This window comes from Ureibacillus endophyticus, from assembly GCF_003628435.1.
Classification (GTDB): Bacteria; Bacillota; Bacilli; order Bacillales_A; family Planococcaceae; genus Ureibacillus; species Ureibacillus endophyticus.
The window spans coordinates 1-16601 of the sequence record NZ_RBZN01000062.1 but is presented as its reverse complement, the minus strand read 5'-3'; the positions used below and the strand labels follow the sequence as shown (position 1 = coordinate 16601).

Genomic DNA, 16601 nt, shown 5'->3' with positions numbered 1-16601 from the left:
GTTTTTTTTACGGACTCTCATACGTCCCTGGAGCTGTTCGACTTTCCTTCACTTCTACTATAAAAAAATAGTAGCACAAACCATGGCCTTGGTTTGTACTACTAATGTTAGTATGTTTTTTATGATTAAATTTTATCTAATTTGCCTCTTTTCGTTTAGAAGTTGATTTAAGTTGTTCGGAGTGGAGGCCGCGACTCCTGCGGGAACAGCACGAGCCGAAAATCCATTTTTGCCGGCTTTAGCTGGCAAAAATTAGTTGAGGTCGTGCCCGCGGAAAGCGCCGGCCGGAACGGAGAACAACGTTTTCCTAGAATTCATAAAGGAACCATTTTATTACCATATTTTAATTAGAAAAGTGAAATATCAATTCATAATAGTATTAAAAATAGAAAAATGTATTTTATCGTCTTCTAAATCTTGCATGGAGCGCGGTTTGTCGTAACCAATCCAAACAGCTGAATTATATTCATTGGTTAAACCCGCTAACCAAAAGTCTCGGTAGTCATTTGTTGTACCGGTTTTAGCCCCCACATAGGAGGAATTTGCCCAGATACCTCTACCTGTCCCGCTTGTAATCACATCATGTAAAAGTGAGCGAATATATGTTACCGTTTGATTAGACCATATTGTTTCACTTTCTTCTGGCCAGCTGTAAAGTATATTTCCATGTTTATCTTTTACATTTCGAATACTATGAACGGGTTTATAAGTGCCATCGATGAAACTTGTATAGGCATCTGCCATTTCTAATGTCGTTACGCCATAAGTAAGTCCACCTAGAGATGCAGAATAGGTTTTATCTTGATCAGTGATTGAATTAAAATTGAATTTCTCAATATATTCAAATCCTTTATCAACCCCGATTTGATGGAATAGACGCAATGCCGAAGTGTTGTAACTATATTTAAATGCAGTACGTATTGAGACAGTACCATAAACCCCACCACCATAATTTTGAGGACAGAAATTCCCAACGCAATAATGTCCACCACTAACGCTCGAGTCTGGAGAGTAGTTTGTAGTTTCGAAAAGTGGGGCATACACAATTAACGGTTTAAATGCTGAACCTGGTTGTCTAACTCCTTGATAGGCACGATGGAAATCATACTTTTTATAGTTTTTACCACCATATAAACTAATAATCTCCCGTGTCGTATTATCAACAACAACAGCACTTGCTTGTAGCGAGCCGGCACCTAAAATAGAATTAATTTTCTGTTCGTCCTTTTCTTGCTTCTCAGGATCTAAAGCAGTTTCAATCATTATTCCCGATTCTAATAAATCATTAATTTTTTGTTCAATTTGACTTTGAATAATCTGTTTTTCTTCTTTTGTTTTTGCATTGGCTAGCTTTTCTTTAAAACCATCATTTTGTGCAACAAGGGATTTAAGTTCTTCTAAAACATATGTACTGTAGGTAGGATATTTTTGAATTTTCCTTTTTAGATTTAAAGATATTTTTTCTTGTTTGTACGCTTCTGCTTCATCTTTAGATATCACATCGTGTTCAGCTAAAATATCTAGTAATCTTTCTTGTCGCGCTTTTGTATTTTCAAAATTATTTACAGGATCATATAGTGATGGATTATTTGGTATTGCAGCGATGAAAGCCATTTGTGGTATTGTTAGCTGGGCTAATGGTTTTTGAAAATAATAGGTTGCAGCTGCACCAATCCCATAAACTTGATTGCTAAAATAGATTTCGTTTAAGTACATTTCAAGAATTTCTTTTTTGTCATACAATTGTTCAAGCTCATAAGCATAAAACAACTCTGTTAATTTTCGTTCGTATGTTTTTTCTTCTGATAAATAGCGCATACGTACAAGTTGTTGGGTAATTGTACTACCACCTTGTTCAATAGATTGTTCAGAAGAGTTGACAACGATTGCCCGGGTAATGGCACTTAAGTTAAATCCAATATGGTTAAAAAACTCCTGGTCTTCACTAAGTAAAAAGATTTGCTTTACCACCTCGGGTACGTCATCTAATTTTATTGGTTGTCTCCATTCAACATATTCTTCACTAAAAGTTTGACCGTTCCGATCAACCATAGTTACAGGTAACTGACTTTTCAACGTTGGAAGTTGTATTTGCTCTTGCATTCGTTCTTCATGAGCTTTTACTACAGTAACCTCATCCCATATTTCACGCCCAAGTAAAAATAAAAGGGGAAAAGAACACAAAATGAGTAGAAAACCTACTACTTGTTTCATTTTTATTTCCTCCAAACATGGTCCTTTTAGAAGAATAGCATAGAATTTGAGTGATTGGAGCATGTCTGAAGTATTAAAAACGGAAATTTATGGACGATGGAAAATTACACATGATCTTTTAATACATCATCGAAATCCTTTCTTGGTCTTTTTTGGATGATAAATACAATTAAAGCACCAATTAAAAATAAAAGAGCAGTTGCAAAGAATACGGATGATATTGAAGCAAGAGCACTTATAAATCCACCTAATACCGGACCAATGATATTTCCTAAAAATCTGAAACTTTGATTGTAACCCATGATCTCACCTTGTACTTCAATCGGTGCTTCTCGACGAATTAAAGCAGTGATGATTGGACTTAGACCACCAGAAAATATACCAAACAAAAACCTTAATACGACCAACTGCCAAAGAGAAGTAACAAAAGCTTGTGGAATGATGCAAAGAACACTAATAAATAAAAGGGTAGTTAACACTTTTTCATAGCCTATTTCATCTGCTAATTTTCCAAAAAATCGACCAATTAAAAGATTACCAACTCCTGCAGCGCTAAAAGTAATACCTGCTAGTAATGCGACTTGATTGCTTGTTGTTAAGTGAGAAACATATAGGGAAAGTAGAGGTTGTATACTAAAGTTGCCAATTTGAATTAAGGATGTTACAAACATGATATTTAACATTAAAGGATGATGGAAAATGGCCCAAATCACATTTTTCCTAGAATAAATACTATTTTTCGCTTTTCGTTGAATTTTTGGTTCATGTATGCCAAATATGATAATGATTGCTGCGATTGAAATGGTAGAAGCAGTAAGAATAAATGTATAACTAAATCCAACAGCATCTGCTAACAAACCGCCTATTACAGGACCGAAAAGTGTACCGCCTACGCTACCCATTTGGAGTGTACCTAGTGTTTTACCAGCAATATTTTTGGGTGTATGTTTACTAATAAATGCCATAGATGTTGGAATGAAACCAGTCACTATTCCCATAAATAAACGAAGTAAGAAAAATTGAACTACATTTTGCACATGTCCCATGAGAAAGATACTGATGGCTATACCGAAACAGTTTATAATCATAATGGGTTTATAACCGTACTTATCTGCAACACGTCCCCATATCGGAGACATTATAAACGCTGAAACAAATGTTGCGCCGAAAATAAGTCCAGCCCACCTTTGTACATAACTTTCTGTGAAGTTGCCCAATGTTTCGATATATAAAGATAAAAAGGGCATAATCATTGTCATAGAGCCTGCAACAATAAAATTTGATATTAAAATAATGATAAAATTATGTTTGCGGTTCGACAAAATAAATCACTTTCTTCCTAGACTTTTGGAATTTCTATTATCAAGTATACCCCAAATTATATATACAAAAAGCGATGACACCTTATTAGTAATTATTAAGGCTTATATGGTAAACTGTTACGAGGTATAGATGTATTTACAACAATACTCATAATAAACATGAAAAAAGAAGGAGAGACAAACTTTATGTTTCCACAATTAACAAAAGAATTAAATCCTGGTGAAGTTTTAGTTGAAATGAATACGACTCTAGGGTCAATTAAAATTAAATTGTTCCCTAAACATGCTCCAAAAACAGTAGAAAACTTTTTAGGCCATGCGAAATCTGGTTATTATAACGGTATTATCTTCCACCGTGTTATTTCTGATTTCATGATTCAAGGTGGAGACCCAACTGGTACAGGTATGGGAGGAGAATCAATTTGGGGTAATTCATTTGAAGATGAATTCAATGAAGAATTATTTAACCTACGTGGTGCGCTTTCAATGGCAAACGCTGGTCCAAACACAAATGGTTCTCAATTCTTTATCGTTCAAATGCAACATACGCCAAGCAACATGATTCAACAAATGGAACAAGCTGGGTATCCAAAAGATATAGTTGAAGAATATGCACGTGTCGGTGGTACTCCATGGTTAGACTTCAAACATACAGTATTTGGACATGTAGTAGAGGGTATGGACGTTGTTGACAAAATTGCGAACGTTGAGAAAGATATGCGTGATAAACCACTAGAAGATGTTAAAATAGAATCGATTAATGTAATCGAATAATTTTCGAAAGAAGTGACCATATAATGGATAAGTTACTATTGTTCAGTTTTTTATCTTTCCCTGAAGATAAATCAACTTATATTCCAGCGGTTATCGAATTGATTATTGTTGTTGCACTTTGTGGTCTTGCTTTAATGGCAATTAAACGTTTATCTAAAAAACAAGAACTGAAAACCAAAGAGCTTGAAGAACGTATCTTACGTGAAAGACAGCAAAACGCACAAAATCAATAAAGAAGGGGACGTCTGAAAGTCATTTGAGACGTCCCCTTTGCGACTATGATGGTTGCATTTTGATGCGACCACCGCAGGAGCAATACTTTTAAGTGTTAGAAAGGAATGTACAAAAAATATATTTTTTGTACATTCCCTTTTTTTGTTGATATAAAATCTTTATTTTCAGAAGCTAGTTTTGAAATTTTGGAAGGGCGTCAATGAAACGCTCACTATAGTGTTCTCGATAATAGTCATATACTGGTTGTAATTTTTCTTCCCATTCCAATTTATCCTCTTCACTTAAGGTATGAAGTTGAATAGCGCAATGTTGGATTTCTTGCAATTTTTCTTGATCCATTTCTTTCGTTAGTTGCCATTCCCATTCTTGGACTTCTTGTAATATCTCAGTTAGAAGTTGTTGAACATCTTCAGGTAAACTATTCCAAAAATCATAATTGAATAATATTAAGTAGCCTAAATATCCGTGGTTACTAATTGTTATATAATTTTGTAAAGAATATAAATTTTTGCTAGTGATATTTGTAAGCGTGTTTTCATGCCCGTCGACATTGCCATTTTGTAGAACATTAAAAACTGTGACAAAATCTGTACGTTTAGTTTCAGCGTTTAATGTTTCATATTGCTTAGTTAAAATATCACTTGGCATAATTCGGATACGTAAACCTTCTAAGTCAGAGTAATGTTCAATAGGGCGAATGCTATTACTTATTTGTTTAAAACCACTGTCCCATAAACCTGCAACTAAAAGATTATGGTTTTTTAATCTATTTGTTAATTTCTCACCTATATCACTTAGTGCATATTCGTGTACTTCATCTAATGAATTAAATGCAAAAGGTAAATCAAAAACAGAAATTTCGGGAACAATGTCGGTTAATTTAGAAATAGCGGGTGCAATCATTTGAATGTCTCCACGGGAAAGTGCATTCATTTCTTCGCCATCTTTATAAAGAGTACCATTTGAAAATACTTGAACTTCTATTAGACCGTTACTCCGTTCTTTCACTAGTTCTGCAAATTTCCTTGCTGCCATTCCCTTTGGAGTATCTTCACCAACCACGTGGGAGAAGCGTATAACTATGCGTTCCTCTTTACCTAATTGCTCATAATCAACAGGATATTCAGTAGATTGACAAGAAGTAAGGAATATTACTGAAAGAAAAAATATGAAATAGAGTGCTGAAATACCAGTAAATTGTTTCATTCATCATCATCTCCTGTTCAATCCAAATATCCTTTCTTCATACGTAACCGAATTCAATAATTAGGTTATTTTAATGAATAATATTTCGTTGGTCTTCCAACAGATCCGTATCTTAAATCTATATGGACTTTACCTTTATTTGCTAAAAAATCTAAGTATTTTCTTACTGTCACACGAGCCATACCAACATTTTGAGCAAGTTGTTCAGATGTGATTGGATCATCTATCTCAAGTAGTCCGTCTAATATTTGTTTCATTGTGATATCATTTAGCCCTTTTGGTAGGGAGGTAATTTGCTCATTTTCATTACCTAGTAGTTGGTCTATTTCTTCTTGTGCTAGTGTACTTGAAGAAGATATTTTTCTAGAAGTTTGGTAATAATTTTGTAGAGCTTTTTCAAATCGTTCAAACCGAAATGGTTTCACCAAATAATCGACTGCACCCATACGAAGGGCTTCTTGTACCGTTTTTGCATCACGAGCAGCAGTAATCATAATAACATCACATGGAATTCGTTCATTTCTTAATTTTAAAAACAAATCGATCCCTGATATATCAGGTAAATACATATCTAGTAATACTAAATCTGGTTTTAACATAGTAATTTGTTTGAAGGCTTGTTCGCCCGTTTGCGATTCGCCTATAAGTTTGAAATTAACAAGTTTGTTTAAGAAATTTTTATTTACTTCTAAAACCATTGGGTCGTCTTCTACGATATATACTGACATTGTTGGCATTAAATTTCCTCCCCTGCTTGGACCGTTATCGTAGTACCGATGTTGACCTCTGATGTTACAGAAATTTTTCCTTTATTGAATTCAACAATTTTCTTAATTAATGCTAAGCCAATTCCATGGCCGTCTTGTTTTTTTGTGCTATAACCATAGTCAAAAATTTTATTTGGATTACCTTCAATTCCAATTCCACTATCTTGGACTTCAATAAACAAAAAATGTTGATCTCCTTGAACTAAAATATTAACATCGCGGGTTTCTTTAGTTAAACAAGCTTCCATTGCATTATCAATTAAGTTACCAATTACTGTAATCATATCACCAGTTGAAAAACCGGTCATAAAATCAAGTAAATAAGAATCGTCATCTAAGGTCAAATCTATACCTAGTTCTTTTGCACGAGAATGTTTCCCTAAAAGCAGCCCTTGAATCGAATAATCATGGATTTTATCACGTAAATTTTGGACAATCGTTTCCTCATCAGTAATTTCATCTATGATTAAACTCAGTGCATCTTCATTTCGATTCAGTTGAATTAACCCTGCAATACTATGTAATCGATTTAGAGATTCATGGTGTTGAGCACGTAATGTATCTACTAAAGCTTTAACCCCTGTTAATTGTTCTGCAAGTATATGGGCTTCCTGACGATTTGTAATCATAATGAGATAGCCGGCATTTTTATCATTAATTCGAATGGGAAAAGTGCGAACTAAATACATTTGATCATGCATTAATAAAGGACGATAATTATCGTTGTTTACAATTTTCTCTTCTGCAAGCCAAGTATTTTTAAAGATGTTCTTTAAAGTTCCATTGTTACTAAAATAATGCGTATACTGCCTTGCAAGTCGATTGATAAAGGTGATATTCCCAATTTCATCGGTAGCAAGGATACCAACATCCATTGCTTGCATAATTGCAGACCTTTCGTGTACAATCCGAGCGATTTGGTAAGGTTCTAGATTTAAGGTTTGTCTTTTAATATGTCGGGCAATTAAAATAGAACCGATTAGTCCGATGCCAACACCCCATAATAATGATAAAAAAATATCTAATTTATAGCTTCCCACCAATATATACCACTTTGGTGAGAGGATACCGACATTAATTATGCCAACCTGTTTTGTGGCATCACTATTCATAATAGGAACAAAGGCGCGGATTGAGAAACCTTGAACACCTAAAGCTTTAGAAATGTACTCATGTTGTGAGGAAGCAACATTTTTTAACATGTCCGCTGAAACTGTTCCTATCTTACTCTCGGAAGGGTGAGAGTAACGTACACCATTCATGTCATAAATAACGATATAGTCAACATCCGTTGCTAAACGAATTCTTTCTGCTATTGGTTGAATCGTCTTAAATCCTTGTTTCGTTCCTACGGTGTTTTGGACATCATGCATTTGAGCAACGGTTCTCGCAATTGCAATTGCCCTTAAACCAAATTCTTTTTCAAAAGCGCTTCCAATATTATGTATCATCATTGCACCACTCGTGAAAATAGAGAAAAACACGAGAATAAATGAAAATATAAACATTTTAAACTGTAAGGATACTTTTTCCATAATAGATAGTTGTAAAATAAATTACAAAATAAATACACCCCATTGTCACTATTTTTCCAATAATTCTGGATATTATTGACTATATTATATAATACAAAATTTAGTAAAGGGAAATTGAGAAAAAAGTTTCATAAATTAGAAAAACCAAGTGTTAAAATAACACTTGGTTTTAAGATTAGTATTTTATAATAATGCTTTTTTGAAACCTTCTACTCCTTCTTTTACTGTATCAAGAGGGCAAGCGACATTCATACGTAAGAATCCTCTACCTGCTTCTGTATATTTCGTACCTGGTTCAAGGGCCAATTTTCCTTTTTCTAGTAAACGAAGCATCATTTCTTTTTCATCTAAACCAGTTTCGCGGTAATCGATCCAAATTAGATATGTTGATTGTGGTTTCGTTACTTTAATTCCTTCGATTTTGTTTAAATGTTCAACAACATAATCCATATTGTTTGATACATATTGAATCATTGCATCTACCCATTCATCGCCTTCATCATAGGCAGCTTTCACAGCAGCCGCAGCTAGAATGTTTAAATCATCTCGACCATGCGCGGCTTTATTAAAGTTTAATTTATTTCGAAGTTCTACATTTGGCACTACCATCATTGCAGCATGAATTCCAGCAATATTAAATGTTTTAGTTGGTGCAATACATGTAATGATTTTTGCTTTGTCTGCATCTTTTACCGTTAATGTAGGAATGTGTTTTGCTCCGTCAAATACGATATCTGCATGGATTTCATCTGAGATTAAAAGAACATCATATTTAATGCATAATTGTACAAGCTGTTCTAAATCTTCTCGTAGCCATACTTTTCCACCTGGGTTATGCGGACTACATAGAATATAAACTTTTACACCTGTTTTAAATTGCTCTTCAAGGGCGTCGAAATCATAGTTATAATCGTTGTTTGAAGTATCAAGTTTACATTCAACTACTTCACGGTTTTGTGCTTTTGGAATGCTAAAGAATGGTGGATAAATAGGAGTAGAAACTGCCACTTTATCACCTGGTTCTGTAAATGTTTCAATAATAGTAGCCAAAGCTGGTACTACACCTTGATGGAAAAGGATTGATTTCGGATCGATTGTCCAATTATGACGTCGTTCAAACCAACCTACAATACTTTCTTTACAAGCATCGCTAACATAGGAATAACCAAAAATAGGGTGGTCAAGTCTTTCTTTGATTGCATCTGTAATAATTTGTGGAATGGCAAAATCCATATCAGCAACCCACATTGGTAATATTTCTTCTACATTTTCTACTTTATACTGTGCTTTATAGCGTTCTTTGAAAAGATCCCATTTTAAGCTATTCGTATTTTTTCGGTTATGTAGCTCATCAAAATTAAACAAATCTATCACTCATTTCTTTTTTTAATTATGTATTATATAATATCATAGCAAATAGTAAAAATAGGGTGAAAACTTTGGAAAATATTATAATGAATCAAAAAGCTATTGCGCTTTTAAAAAAGTGGGATCCATTTCAATTAGGTGAAGATAGCTATGATACCGAAACTGCAGATGTTGTAGCCGCACTTCAAGGTGAGAATGATCCTTCGAAACTAGCTAAAGTAATTCAAACGGTTTATGAGCATTCTTTTGAACAATGGATTCCGTTTGAAAAATGTGTTGAGATTTCCTATAAATTACTAGCAATTAAATTTGAGGCGAAGTGCATAATATAAAAATAAAAAGGTATTTCCTTATAATAAGGAAATACCTTTTATTTAATACCATCCATTAGGTTCGAAGCTGGTACTTCTAATATAGTAGATAGTTTTAAAATCGTTTGCATTGAAGGGACGAGCTCACCTTTTTCGTAAAGGCTTAATTTTTCTAGACCAATTTGTGTTTTTTTCGACAATTCCTCAAGTGACCAATTTTTTTCTTCTCTTAAAAGTTTTAATTGTTCGTGAAATCGATTTTTCAAATTTGAGCACTTCCTTTCATTTTTTGCTTGTTGTTTATATTATATTACTAATCTTGTTTGAATAATGCGATTATTTTGTCTAAATGATGAAATTTTATGGAAAAGGATAAAAAGGTATTTTATTCCAAGTACCGGATAATTATTTGTTTTTATATTAGAGGGTGATTCTTTGTTCAGATAGTTGTCATATGTTATAATTTAACATGACATTTACGTAGATATAGAAAGTAGGAAATGCTTGATGGCAAAAAAATATGAAGTAGGTGAAGTTGTAACCGGAAAAGTAACTGGAATTCAACCTTACGGGGCTTTTGTTGCTTTGGACGACCAAACACAAGGGCTTGTTCATATATCGGAAATCACATACGGTTTTGTAAAAGATGTATCCGATTATTTAAAAGTAGGGGACGAAATTTTAGTAAAGATTTTAGATGTTGATGAGAATAATGAGAAAATAAGTTTATCAACTCGTGCGTTGCAAGTAGCACCAATTCAAAAGAAAAAAGAACAACCAAGAAAAACATTACAAGATCGCGTAGACGAAGATGACGCAAATGGTTTTAAATCCTTAAGGGACAAACTACAAGATTGGATTGAACAATCGGGTCATTAAAAATAAAAAGATGTATGGCAAAAAGCCATGCATCTTTTTATTTTTTATTTTACGAATCTTTTTTTAGTTTTCTAAGACGGTATTGTAAATTTTGTCTGCTCATACCTAAAGCTTGAGCTGTTTTTGTTATATTCCCCTCAAAAATATTTAACACGTTTTGGATATAATAATTTTCTGCCTCTCGCATATAGTCTTCTAGTGGTAGTAATTCTTGATTTGGTTGAACGATAAAAAAGTCAGGATTTCGAATATGTTCATTCGCTTGTTGAACTTTGAAACGAAAATGTAATGGCAACATTTCAAGAGTAACTATTTTTTCATTCATCATCATAGAAGTAAACTCATCTAATAAGAGCTCAAGTTCTTTTAAATTCCCTGGCCAATCATATTGTAAAAAATATTGCATTACGTCATCAGAGATACCTTCAATATTTGAAGCAAATCGTTCTCGAAGACGACTAAAATAATCTGTAACAAAAGGTTGAATATCATCTTTTCTAGCCCGCAATGGAGGTATAGTTATCGTTAGGGAAGCAAAATAATAGTATAGGTCCTTTAATAATTTACCATTACTTATTAAATCAATTGGATCATCGCCAATACTCCCGATAATTAAATGTTTCCCGGCAGGCAACTTGTTTAATATATCAATGAGCTTTTGTTGAATAGGCAATGATAAATATTCAATCCGATCAAAGAACAGTGTATAACTCTTTTCTGTCTTTAAATAATTTTGTAATTTATCAAGTGTGGCTTGAGGATTTCTTCTACTAAAAAGAGTAACAAATTCATCATTTATGGGATTTAGTTCATTATGAATACTTTCTGCAACTAAATGCTTACCTGTTCCAGATTCACCTATTAATAATACAGGGATACGAGCTTTTGCGGCCTTTTTTGCGTTATTGATTACATTCTTCATTTGTTCAGATGCTACAGAGAACATTTCAAAGTTTAAAGGCTCCCCATAACGTCTTAAAGGTTGATAGATAAGTTTTTCCAATGATGTGATATCCCTGGCAAATTCGATGGCACCTTTTATTTCATTATTTTCTATTATTGGAAAGGTGTCATTTATCGTTGTGATTTCGTGACCATCTTTATTCCAATAGGTTTGTTTTACATTCAGCACTTTTTGTCCAGTTTGTAGAACTCTTAATAATGTACTTTCACTTTGATTAAAGGTGAAAATATCCAGTATAGAACGATCTGAAATGTCTTCAATTTTGTACCCTTCAATTTCTTTCATTTTATTATTGTACAAAATGGTATATCCATTGTGGTCAATGGCGTGTATACCAACAGATACGTGGTCTATTGCAAATTCATAAAACTTTATTAATATATTATCTTCTTTTGTCAACTGCTTCACCTCAAAAATTTCGAACATTTTTAGAAAAATTCGCTTGATTTACGCAACAATATTTTGCATTATTATATATGGAAATGGGTATTTGCTGCAAATATTTTTTGCACTTATGATATTTGGAGAAAAAACGCAATCTAATCGTAATGATGAAGGAGGTTTTAATCCATGATTCCGTACAAATCTGAGCCATTAACGAACTTTAATATTGAAGCAAATCAAAAGGCTTATTTAGAAGCGCTTAAAAAAGTTGAAAGTGAACTTGGACAAGAATACCCATTAATAATAGGTGGAGAAAGAATCACTACTGAACAAAAAATTACTTCATATAATCCATCTAATAAAAAAGAAGTTGTGGGGCATGTATCTAAAGCGAGTCAAGATTTAGCTGAAAAAGCAATGCAAGTAGCAGATTCGACTTTTAACAAATGGAAAAAAGTAAATCCTGTTATACGAGCAGAAGTATTATTTAAGGCTGCGGCAATAACACGTCGCCGAAAATTTGAGTTAGCGGCTTGGATGACTAAGGAAGCTGGGAAACCGTGGATTCAGGCTGATGCGGACGTTGCAGAAGGTATTGATTTCTTAGAATACTATGGTCGCCAAATGTTAGAACTTGCTGAAGGGAAGCCTTTAAATCAAAACCCGGGTGAAATTAACAAATACTCTTACATTCCTTTAGGGGTTGGAGTTGTCATATCACCTTGGAACTTCCCGTTTGCTATCATGGTAGGTACAACGGTAGCAGCAGTAGTGACGGGTAATACCGTTTTATTAAAACCTGCTTCAACAACTCCTGTAATTGCGTATAAATTTATGGAGATTCTTGAACAAGCAGGATTACCAGCAGGTGTTGTAAACTATATCCCTGGATCTGGCTCGGAAGTGGGAGATTACTTAGTAGATCATCCACGTACACGTTTTATTAGTTTCACAGGTTCTCGTGATGTAGGTTTACGTATTAATCAACGTGCATCCGTATTAAATGAAGGTCAAATCTGGATTAAACGTGTAATTGCTGAAATGGGTGGTAAAGATACAATCGTTGTCGATGATGATGCAGACTTTGAATTAGCTGCCCAATCAATTGTTACGAGTGCGTTTGGGTTTAGTGGACAAAAATGTTCTGCTTGCTCACGTGCAGTAATCGTTGGCAATCAAGCGTACGAAACTGTATTAAAACGTGTAGAAGAATTAACAAAAGAGATAATTGTTGGAGATCCATCCAACATCGAAACATATATGGGACCTGTTAATGATGAAGGTGCATTTAAGAAAATTACGGAATACATTGAAATTGGTAAAGGTGAAGGACGCTTAATAACAGGTGGAACTGCTGATGATTCAAAAGGTTACTTTATCCAACCAACTGTATTCGCAGATGTAGATCCAAATGCTCGTATAATGCAAGAAGAGATTTTTGGTCCTGTATTGGCATTAACGAAAGCCAACAGTTTTGATGAAGCAATTGATATTGCGAATAATACTGTATATGGTTTAACGGGTGCGGTATTATCTAATAATCGTTTCCATTTAGAAAAAGCTCGTGAAGATTTCCATGTTGGAAACTTATATTTAAACCGTGGATGTACTGGTGCAACGGTTGGATATCAACCATTTGGTGGATTTAACATGTCGGGGACAGATTCAAAAGCTGGTGGTCCAGACTATTTAACACTACACATGCAGGCAAAATCAGTATCAGAATTGTTGTAAATTCTGAACTGAATACAAAAGCAGACGTGACGTAATGACGGCGTCTGTTTTTTTACAGAATGTATAGGAAAAATATTCTTAGTATAATTTCATTTTTTATAAATAATTTAAAATTTCCAAACATCATAGAGACACACACATAATTAACCATTTCTTTTATAAAGTATGATACAATATTTGCAAATAAATAATTACCATTAAATTTAAAGAGGCGAAATAGATGGCTGAAAATTTAAATCTATTTACATCTACACAAGATGTAATCAAAGATGCGTTAAATAAACTTGGTTACGATGAAGCAATGTATGAATTATTAAAGGAACCACTTCGTATGTTACATGTACGTATTCCTGTAAAGATGGATGATGGTACAACAAAAGTATTTACTGGATATCGTGCACAACATAGCGATGCGGTTGGTCCTACAAAAGGTGGAGTACGTTTCCACCCAATGGTTAGTGAGGAAGAAGTAAAGGCGCTTTCCATGTGGATGACATTAAAATGCGGTATTGTCGATTTACCATATGGCGGAGGTAAAGGTGGTATCATTTGTGACCCACGTCAAATGTCTATGGGTGAGCTTGAACGATTAAGTCGTGGTTATGTTCGAGCAATTAGTCAAATCGTTGGACCAACAAAAGATATTCCTGCTCCAGACGTATTTACAAACGCGCAAATCATGGCTTGGATGATGGACGAATATAGCCGTATGGATGAGTTTAATTCACCAGGATTCATTACAGGTAAACCAATCGTCCTTGGAGGTTCTCAAGGTCGTGATCGTGCTACTGCAGAAGGTGTTACGATTGTGATTCAAGAAGCAGCGAAAAAACGTAACATCGATATCAAAGGAGCACGTGTTGTTATCCAAGGTTTTGGTAACGCTGGTAGTTTCTTAGCGAAGTTTATGAGTGATCTAGGCGCAAAAGTTATCGGTATTTCAGATGCTTACGGTGCGTTACATGATCCAAATGGGTTAGATATTGATTATTTATTAGATCGTCGTGATAGTTTTGGTACAGTAACAACTTTATTTGAAAATACAATTACAAACCAAGAATTACTAGAACTAGATTGTGATATTCTTGTACCTGCAGCAATTGAAAACCAAATTACTGCTGAAAACGCACATAATATTAAAGCCAATATTGTGGTGGAAGCAGCAAATGGTCCAACGACTGCAGAAGCAACAAAAATTTTAACTGAGCGCGGCATTTTACTTGTTCCAGACGTATTAGCATCTGCTGGTGGTGTAACTGTATCTTACTTTGAGTGGGTACAAAACAACCAAGGATACTACTGGACTGCAGAAGAAGTAGCAGAGAAATTACACAAAAAAATGGTTGCTGCTTTCGAAAATGTATATACAACAGCAACAACACGCAACATTAATATGCGTCTAGCAGCTTATATGGTGGGTGTTCGTCGTACTGCCGAAGCTTCTCGTTTCCGTGGTTGGGTATAAATACGATAAAATGAGCTATGTAAGGGAATACTCCTTACATAGCTTTTTTGTTAGTTCATAACAAATGAAATTGAGGCCAAATAGTGTTTTAGGCTAGACTGAGTCAAGAAGGGGAGTCAATAGTGAATACATTTTCATTTTATAACCCAGTACGTTTACATTTTGGGAAAGAACAAATTAGTCAACTTGAAGTAGAATTACCTCAATATGGTCATAATATTTTAATTGTTTATGGTGGAGGAAGTATTAAGAAGAATGGTTTGTATGATGATGTCATGGCAATTCTCAACAAATTAAATATGAACGTTTTTGAATTAAGTGGCGTTGAGCCAAATCCTCGTGTGGAAACAGCTAGAAAAGGGATCGAAATATGTAAAAAGGAATCCATTGATTTTATCTTAGCTATCGGTGGCGGCTCAGTTATTGATTGCTCAAAATTAATTGCAGCAGGTGCTAAAGTAGATGAAGATGCTTGGAACATTGTAATAAAGAAAACGAATGTTATAGATGCTTTACCTTTAGGTACAATTTTAACTCTAGCCGCAACTGGTTCAGAGATGAATTCGGGCTCAGTAATTTCCAACGAAGAAACAAAAGAAAAATATGGTTGGGGACATCCAGCAGTGTTTCCAAAGTTTTCAATACTAGATCCAACGTATACTTTTACTGTACCAAAGGATCATACAGTATACGGAATTGTGGATATTATGTCGCATGTGTTTGAACAATATTTCCACGATGCTACGAACACACCAATCACGGACGAAATGTGTGAAGGTGTTTTACGAACTGTGATTAATACAGCACCAAAATTAATTGAAGACCTCGAAAATTACGAGCTGCGTGAAACAATTTTACTTGCTGGAACAATTGGATTAAATAGCTTCTTATCTATGGGTTCTCGAGGTGATTGGGCAACTCATAATATCGAACATTCCGTTTCGGCGGTTTATGATATTCCACATGGGGGAGGACTAGCTATCCTATTCCCGAATTGGATGCGCCATAACGTTTCTGTTAATCCTGAGCGTTTCGCAAGACTGGCAACACGTGTGTTTAATGTTAAACCTGAAGGAAAAACAGTTGAAGAGGTAGCTTTAGAAGGCATTGACCGCTTAAGTGAATTTTGGACATCAATTGGTGCACCAAGTCGCCTAAGTGATTATGATATTGATGATTCACAACTTGAAACATTAGTTGAAAAATCAATGGTTAATGGACCATTTGGAAGATTTAAAGAGTTACAAGCAGAGGATGTTCGTACGATTTTAAAGATGTCTTTATAAGAGCTGAACAAATAAAAAAGCAATCATGTATTATACCATGAAGTGACCCCTAAAAGTTAGACACGGTTATTTCATTTAGGCAGCGGTTTGGGCATGAGTTCGATATTGAATCGGACTCATGCCTTTCAATTTTGCCTTAATACGTTTCGTGTTGTAAT

The 16601-nt window shown here is 34.4% G+C and carries 16 protein-coding genes; 7 read left to right on the top strand and 9 right to left on the bottom strand.

Annotated features, from left to right (window positions below):
• Positions 1–363 precede the first annotated feature (363 nt).
• On the bottom strand, positions 364–2214 hold the full coding sequence (locus tag D8M03_RS16050; protein WP_121215808.1) for a transglycosylase domain-containing protein: 1851 nt from the start codon (positions 2212–2214) through the stop codon (positions 364–366).
• 104 nt (positions 2215–2318) lie between these two features.
• Positions 2319–3536, bottom strand: a complete 1218-nt coding sequence (locus D8M03_RS16045) for an MFS transporter (RefSeq protein ID WP_121215807.1) — start codon at positions 3534–3536, stop codon at positions 2319–2321.
• Between the two features lie 186 nt (positions 3537–3722).
• Between D8M03_RS16045 and D8M03_RS16040 the strand changes: the two genes are divergently transcribed.
• Positions 3723–4310, top strand: a complete 588-nt coding sequence (locus tag D8M03_RS16040) for a peptidylprolyl isomerase (protein WP_121215806.1) — start codon at positions 3723–3725, stop codon at positions 4308–4310.
• Positions 4311–4333: 23 nt separating this feature from the next.
• Positions 4334–4543 carry a hypothetical protein gene (locus D8M03_RS16035; RefSeq protein ID WP_121215805.1) on the top strand — a complete coding sequence of 70 codons (210 nt, stop codon included), beginning with the start codon at positions 4334–4336 and terminating at the stop codon, positions 4541–4543.
• A gap of 172 nt (positions 4544–4715) precedes the next feature.
• Here the strand turns inward: D8M03_RS16035 and D8M03_RS16030 are convergent, their stop codons facing one another.
• The 4 genes from D8M03_RS16030 to D8M03_RS16015 all read right to left on the bottom strand — a co-directional run bounded on the left by D8M03_RS16030 (position 4716) and on the right by D8M03_RS16015 (position 9426).
• Entirely contained in the window at positions 4716–5750 is a 1035-nt protein-coding gene (locus D8M03_RS16030) for a DctP family TRAP transporter solute-binding subunit (RefSeq protein WP_121215804.1), read from the bottom strand.
• A 65-nt stretch (positions 5751–5815) separates the two neighbouring features.
• Positions 5816–6487 carry a response regulator gene (locus tag D8M03_RS16025; RefSeq protein ID WP_121215803.1) on the bottom strand — a complete coding sequence of 224 codons (672 nt, stop codon included), beginning with the start codon at positions 6485–6487 and terminating at the stop codon, positions 5816–5818.
• A complete protein-coding gene (locus D8M03_RS16020) occupies positions 6487–7971 on the bottom strand; it encodes an ATP-binding protein (protein ID WP_342768819.1) in 1485 nt (494 codons plus the stop codon). Before D8M03_RS16020 ends, D8M03_RS16025 begins: the two co-directional genes overlap by 1 nt.
• 264 nt (positions 7972–8235) lie before the next feature.
• Positions 8236–9426 carry a MalY/PatB family protein gene (locus D8M03_RS16015; RefSeq protein WP_414674164.1) on the bottom strand — a complete coding sequence of 397 codons (1191 nt, stop codon included), beginning with the start codon at positions 9424–9426 and terminating at the stop codon, positions 8236–8238.
• A 65-nt stretch (positions 9427–9491) separates the two neighbouring features.
• Between D8M03_RS16015 and D8M03_RS16010 the strand changes: the two genes are divergently transcribed.
• Positions 9492–9752, top strand: coding sequence for a DUF1871 family protein (locus D8M03_RS16010; protein ID WP_211330986.1), 261 nt, complete (start codon positions 9492–9494; stop codon positions 9750–9752).
• Positions 9753–9790: 38 nt separating this feature from the next.
• Here the strand turns inward: D8M03_RS16010 and D8M03_RS16005 are convergent, their stop codons facing one another.
• The gene (locus tag D8M03_RS16005) at positions 9791–9997 is read right to left on the bottom strand and encodes a helix-turn-helix domain-containing protein (protein ID WP_121215799.1); all 207 of its coding nucleotides are present in this window, start codon (positions 9995–9997) and stop codon (positions 9791–9793) included.
• Between the two features lie 241 nt (positions 9998–10238).
• On the opposite strand from D8M03_RS16005, the gene yugI reads away from it, so the two are divergent.
• Entirely contained in the window at positions 10239–10610 is a 372-nt protein-coding gene (gene yugI, locus D8M03_RS16000; RefSeq protein WP_121215798.1) for a S1 domain-containing post-transcriptional regulator GSP13, read from the top strand.
• 49 nt (positions 10611–10659) lie between these two features.
• On the opposite strand, the gene D8M03_RS15995 is transcribed toward yugI, so the two are convergent.
• Complete coding sequence (locus D8M03_RS15995; protein ID WP_245987652.1) at positions 10660–11973, bottom strand: AAA-type ATPase lid domain-containing protein; 1314 nt, start codon at positions 11971–11973, stop codon at positions 10660–10662.
• A 171-nt stretch (positions 11974–12144) separates the two neighbouring features.
• On the opposite strand from D8M03_RS15995, the gene pruA reads away from it, so the two are divergent.
• From pruA to D8M03_RS15980, 3 genes are all read left to right on the top strand, one after another.
• On the top strand, positions 12145–13692 hold the full coding sequence (pruA, locus tag D8M03_RS15990) for an L-glutamate gamma-semialdehyde dehydrogenase (RefSeq protein WP_121215796.1): 1548 nt from the start codon (positions 12145–12147) through the stop codon (positions 13690–13692).
• 220 nt (positions 13693–13912) lie between these two features.
• Complete coding sequence (locus tag D8M03_RS15985) at positions 13913–15157, top strand: Glu/Leu/Phe/Val family dehydrogenase (protein ID WP_121215795.1); 1245 nt, start codon at positions 13913–13915, stop codon at positions 15155–15157.
• Positions 15158–15279: 122 nt separating this feature from the next.
• Entirely contained in the window at positions 15280–16443 is a 1164-nt protein-coding gene (locus D8M03_RS15980) for an iron-containing alcohol dehydrogenase (RefSeq protein WP_121215794.1), read from the top strand.
• 75 nt (positions 16444–16518) lie between these two features.
• On the opposite strand, the gene D8M03_RS15975 is transcribed toward D8M03_RS15980, so the two are convergent.
• Positions 16519–16601, bottom strand: an 83-nt coding sequence (locus D8M03_RS15975) for an IS3 family transposase (RefSeq protein ID WP_147404825.1), incomplete at its 5' end; no start/stop codon positions are given.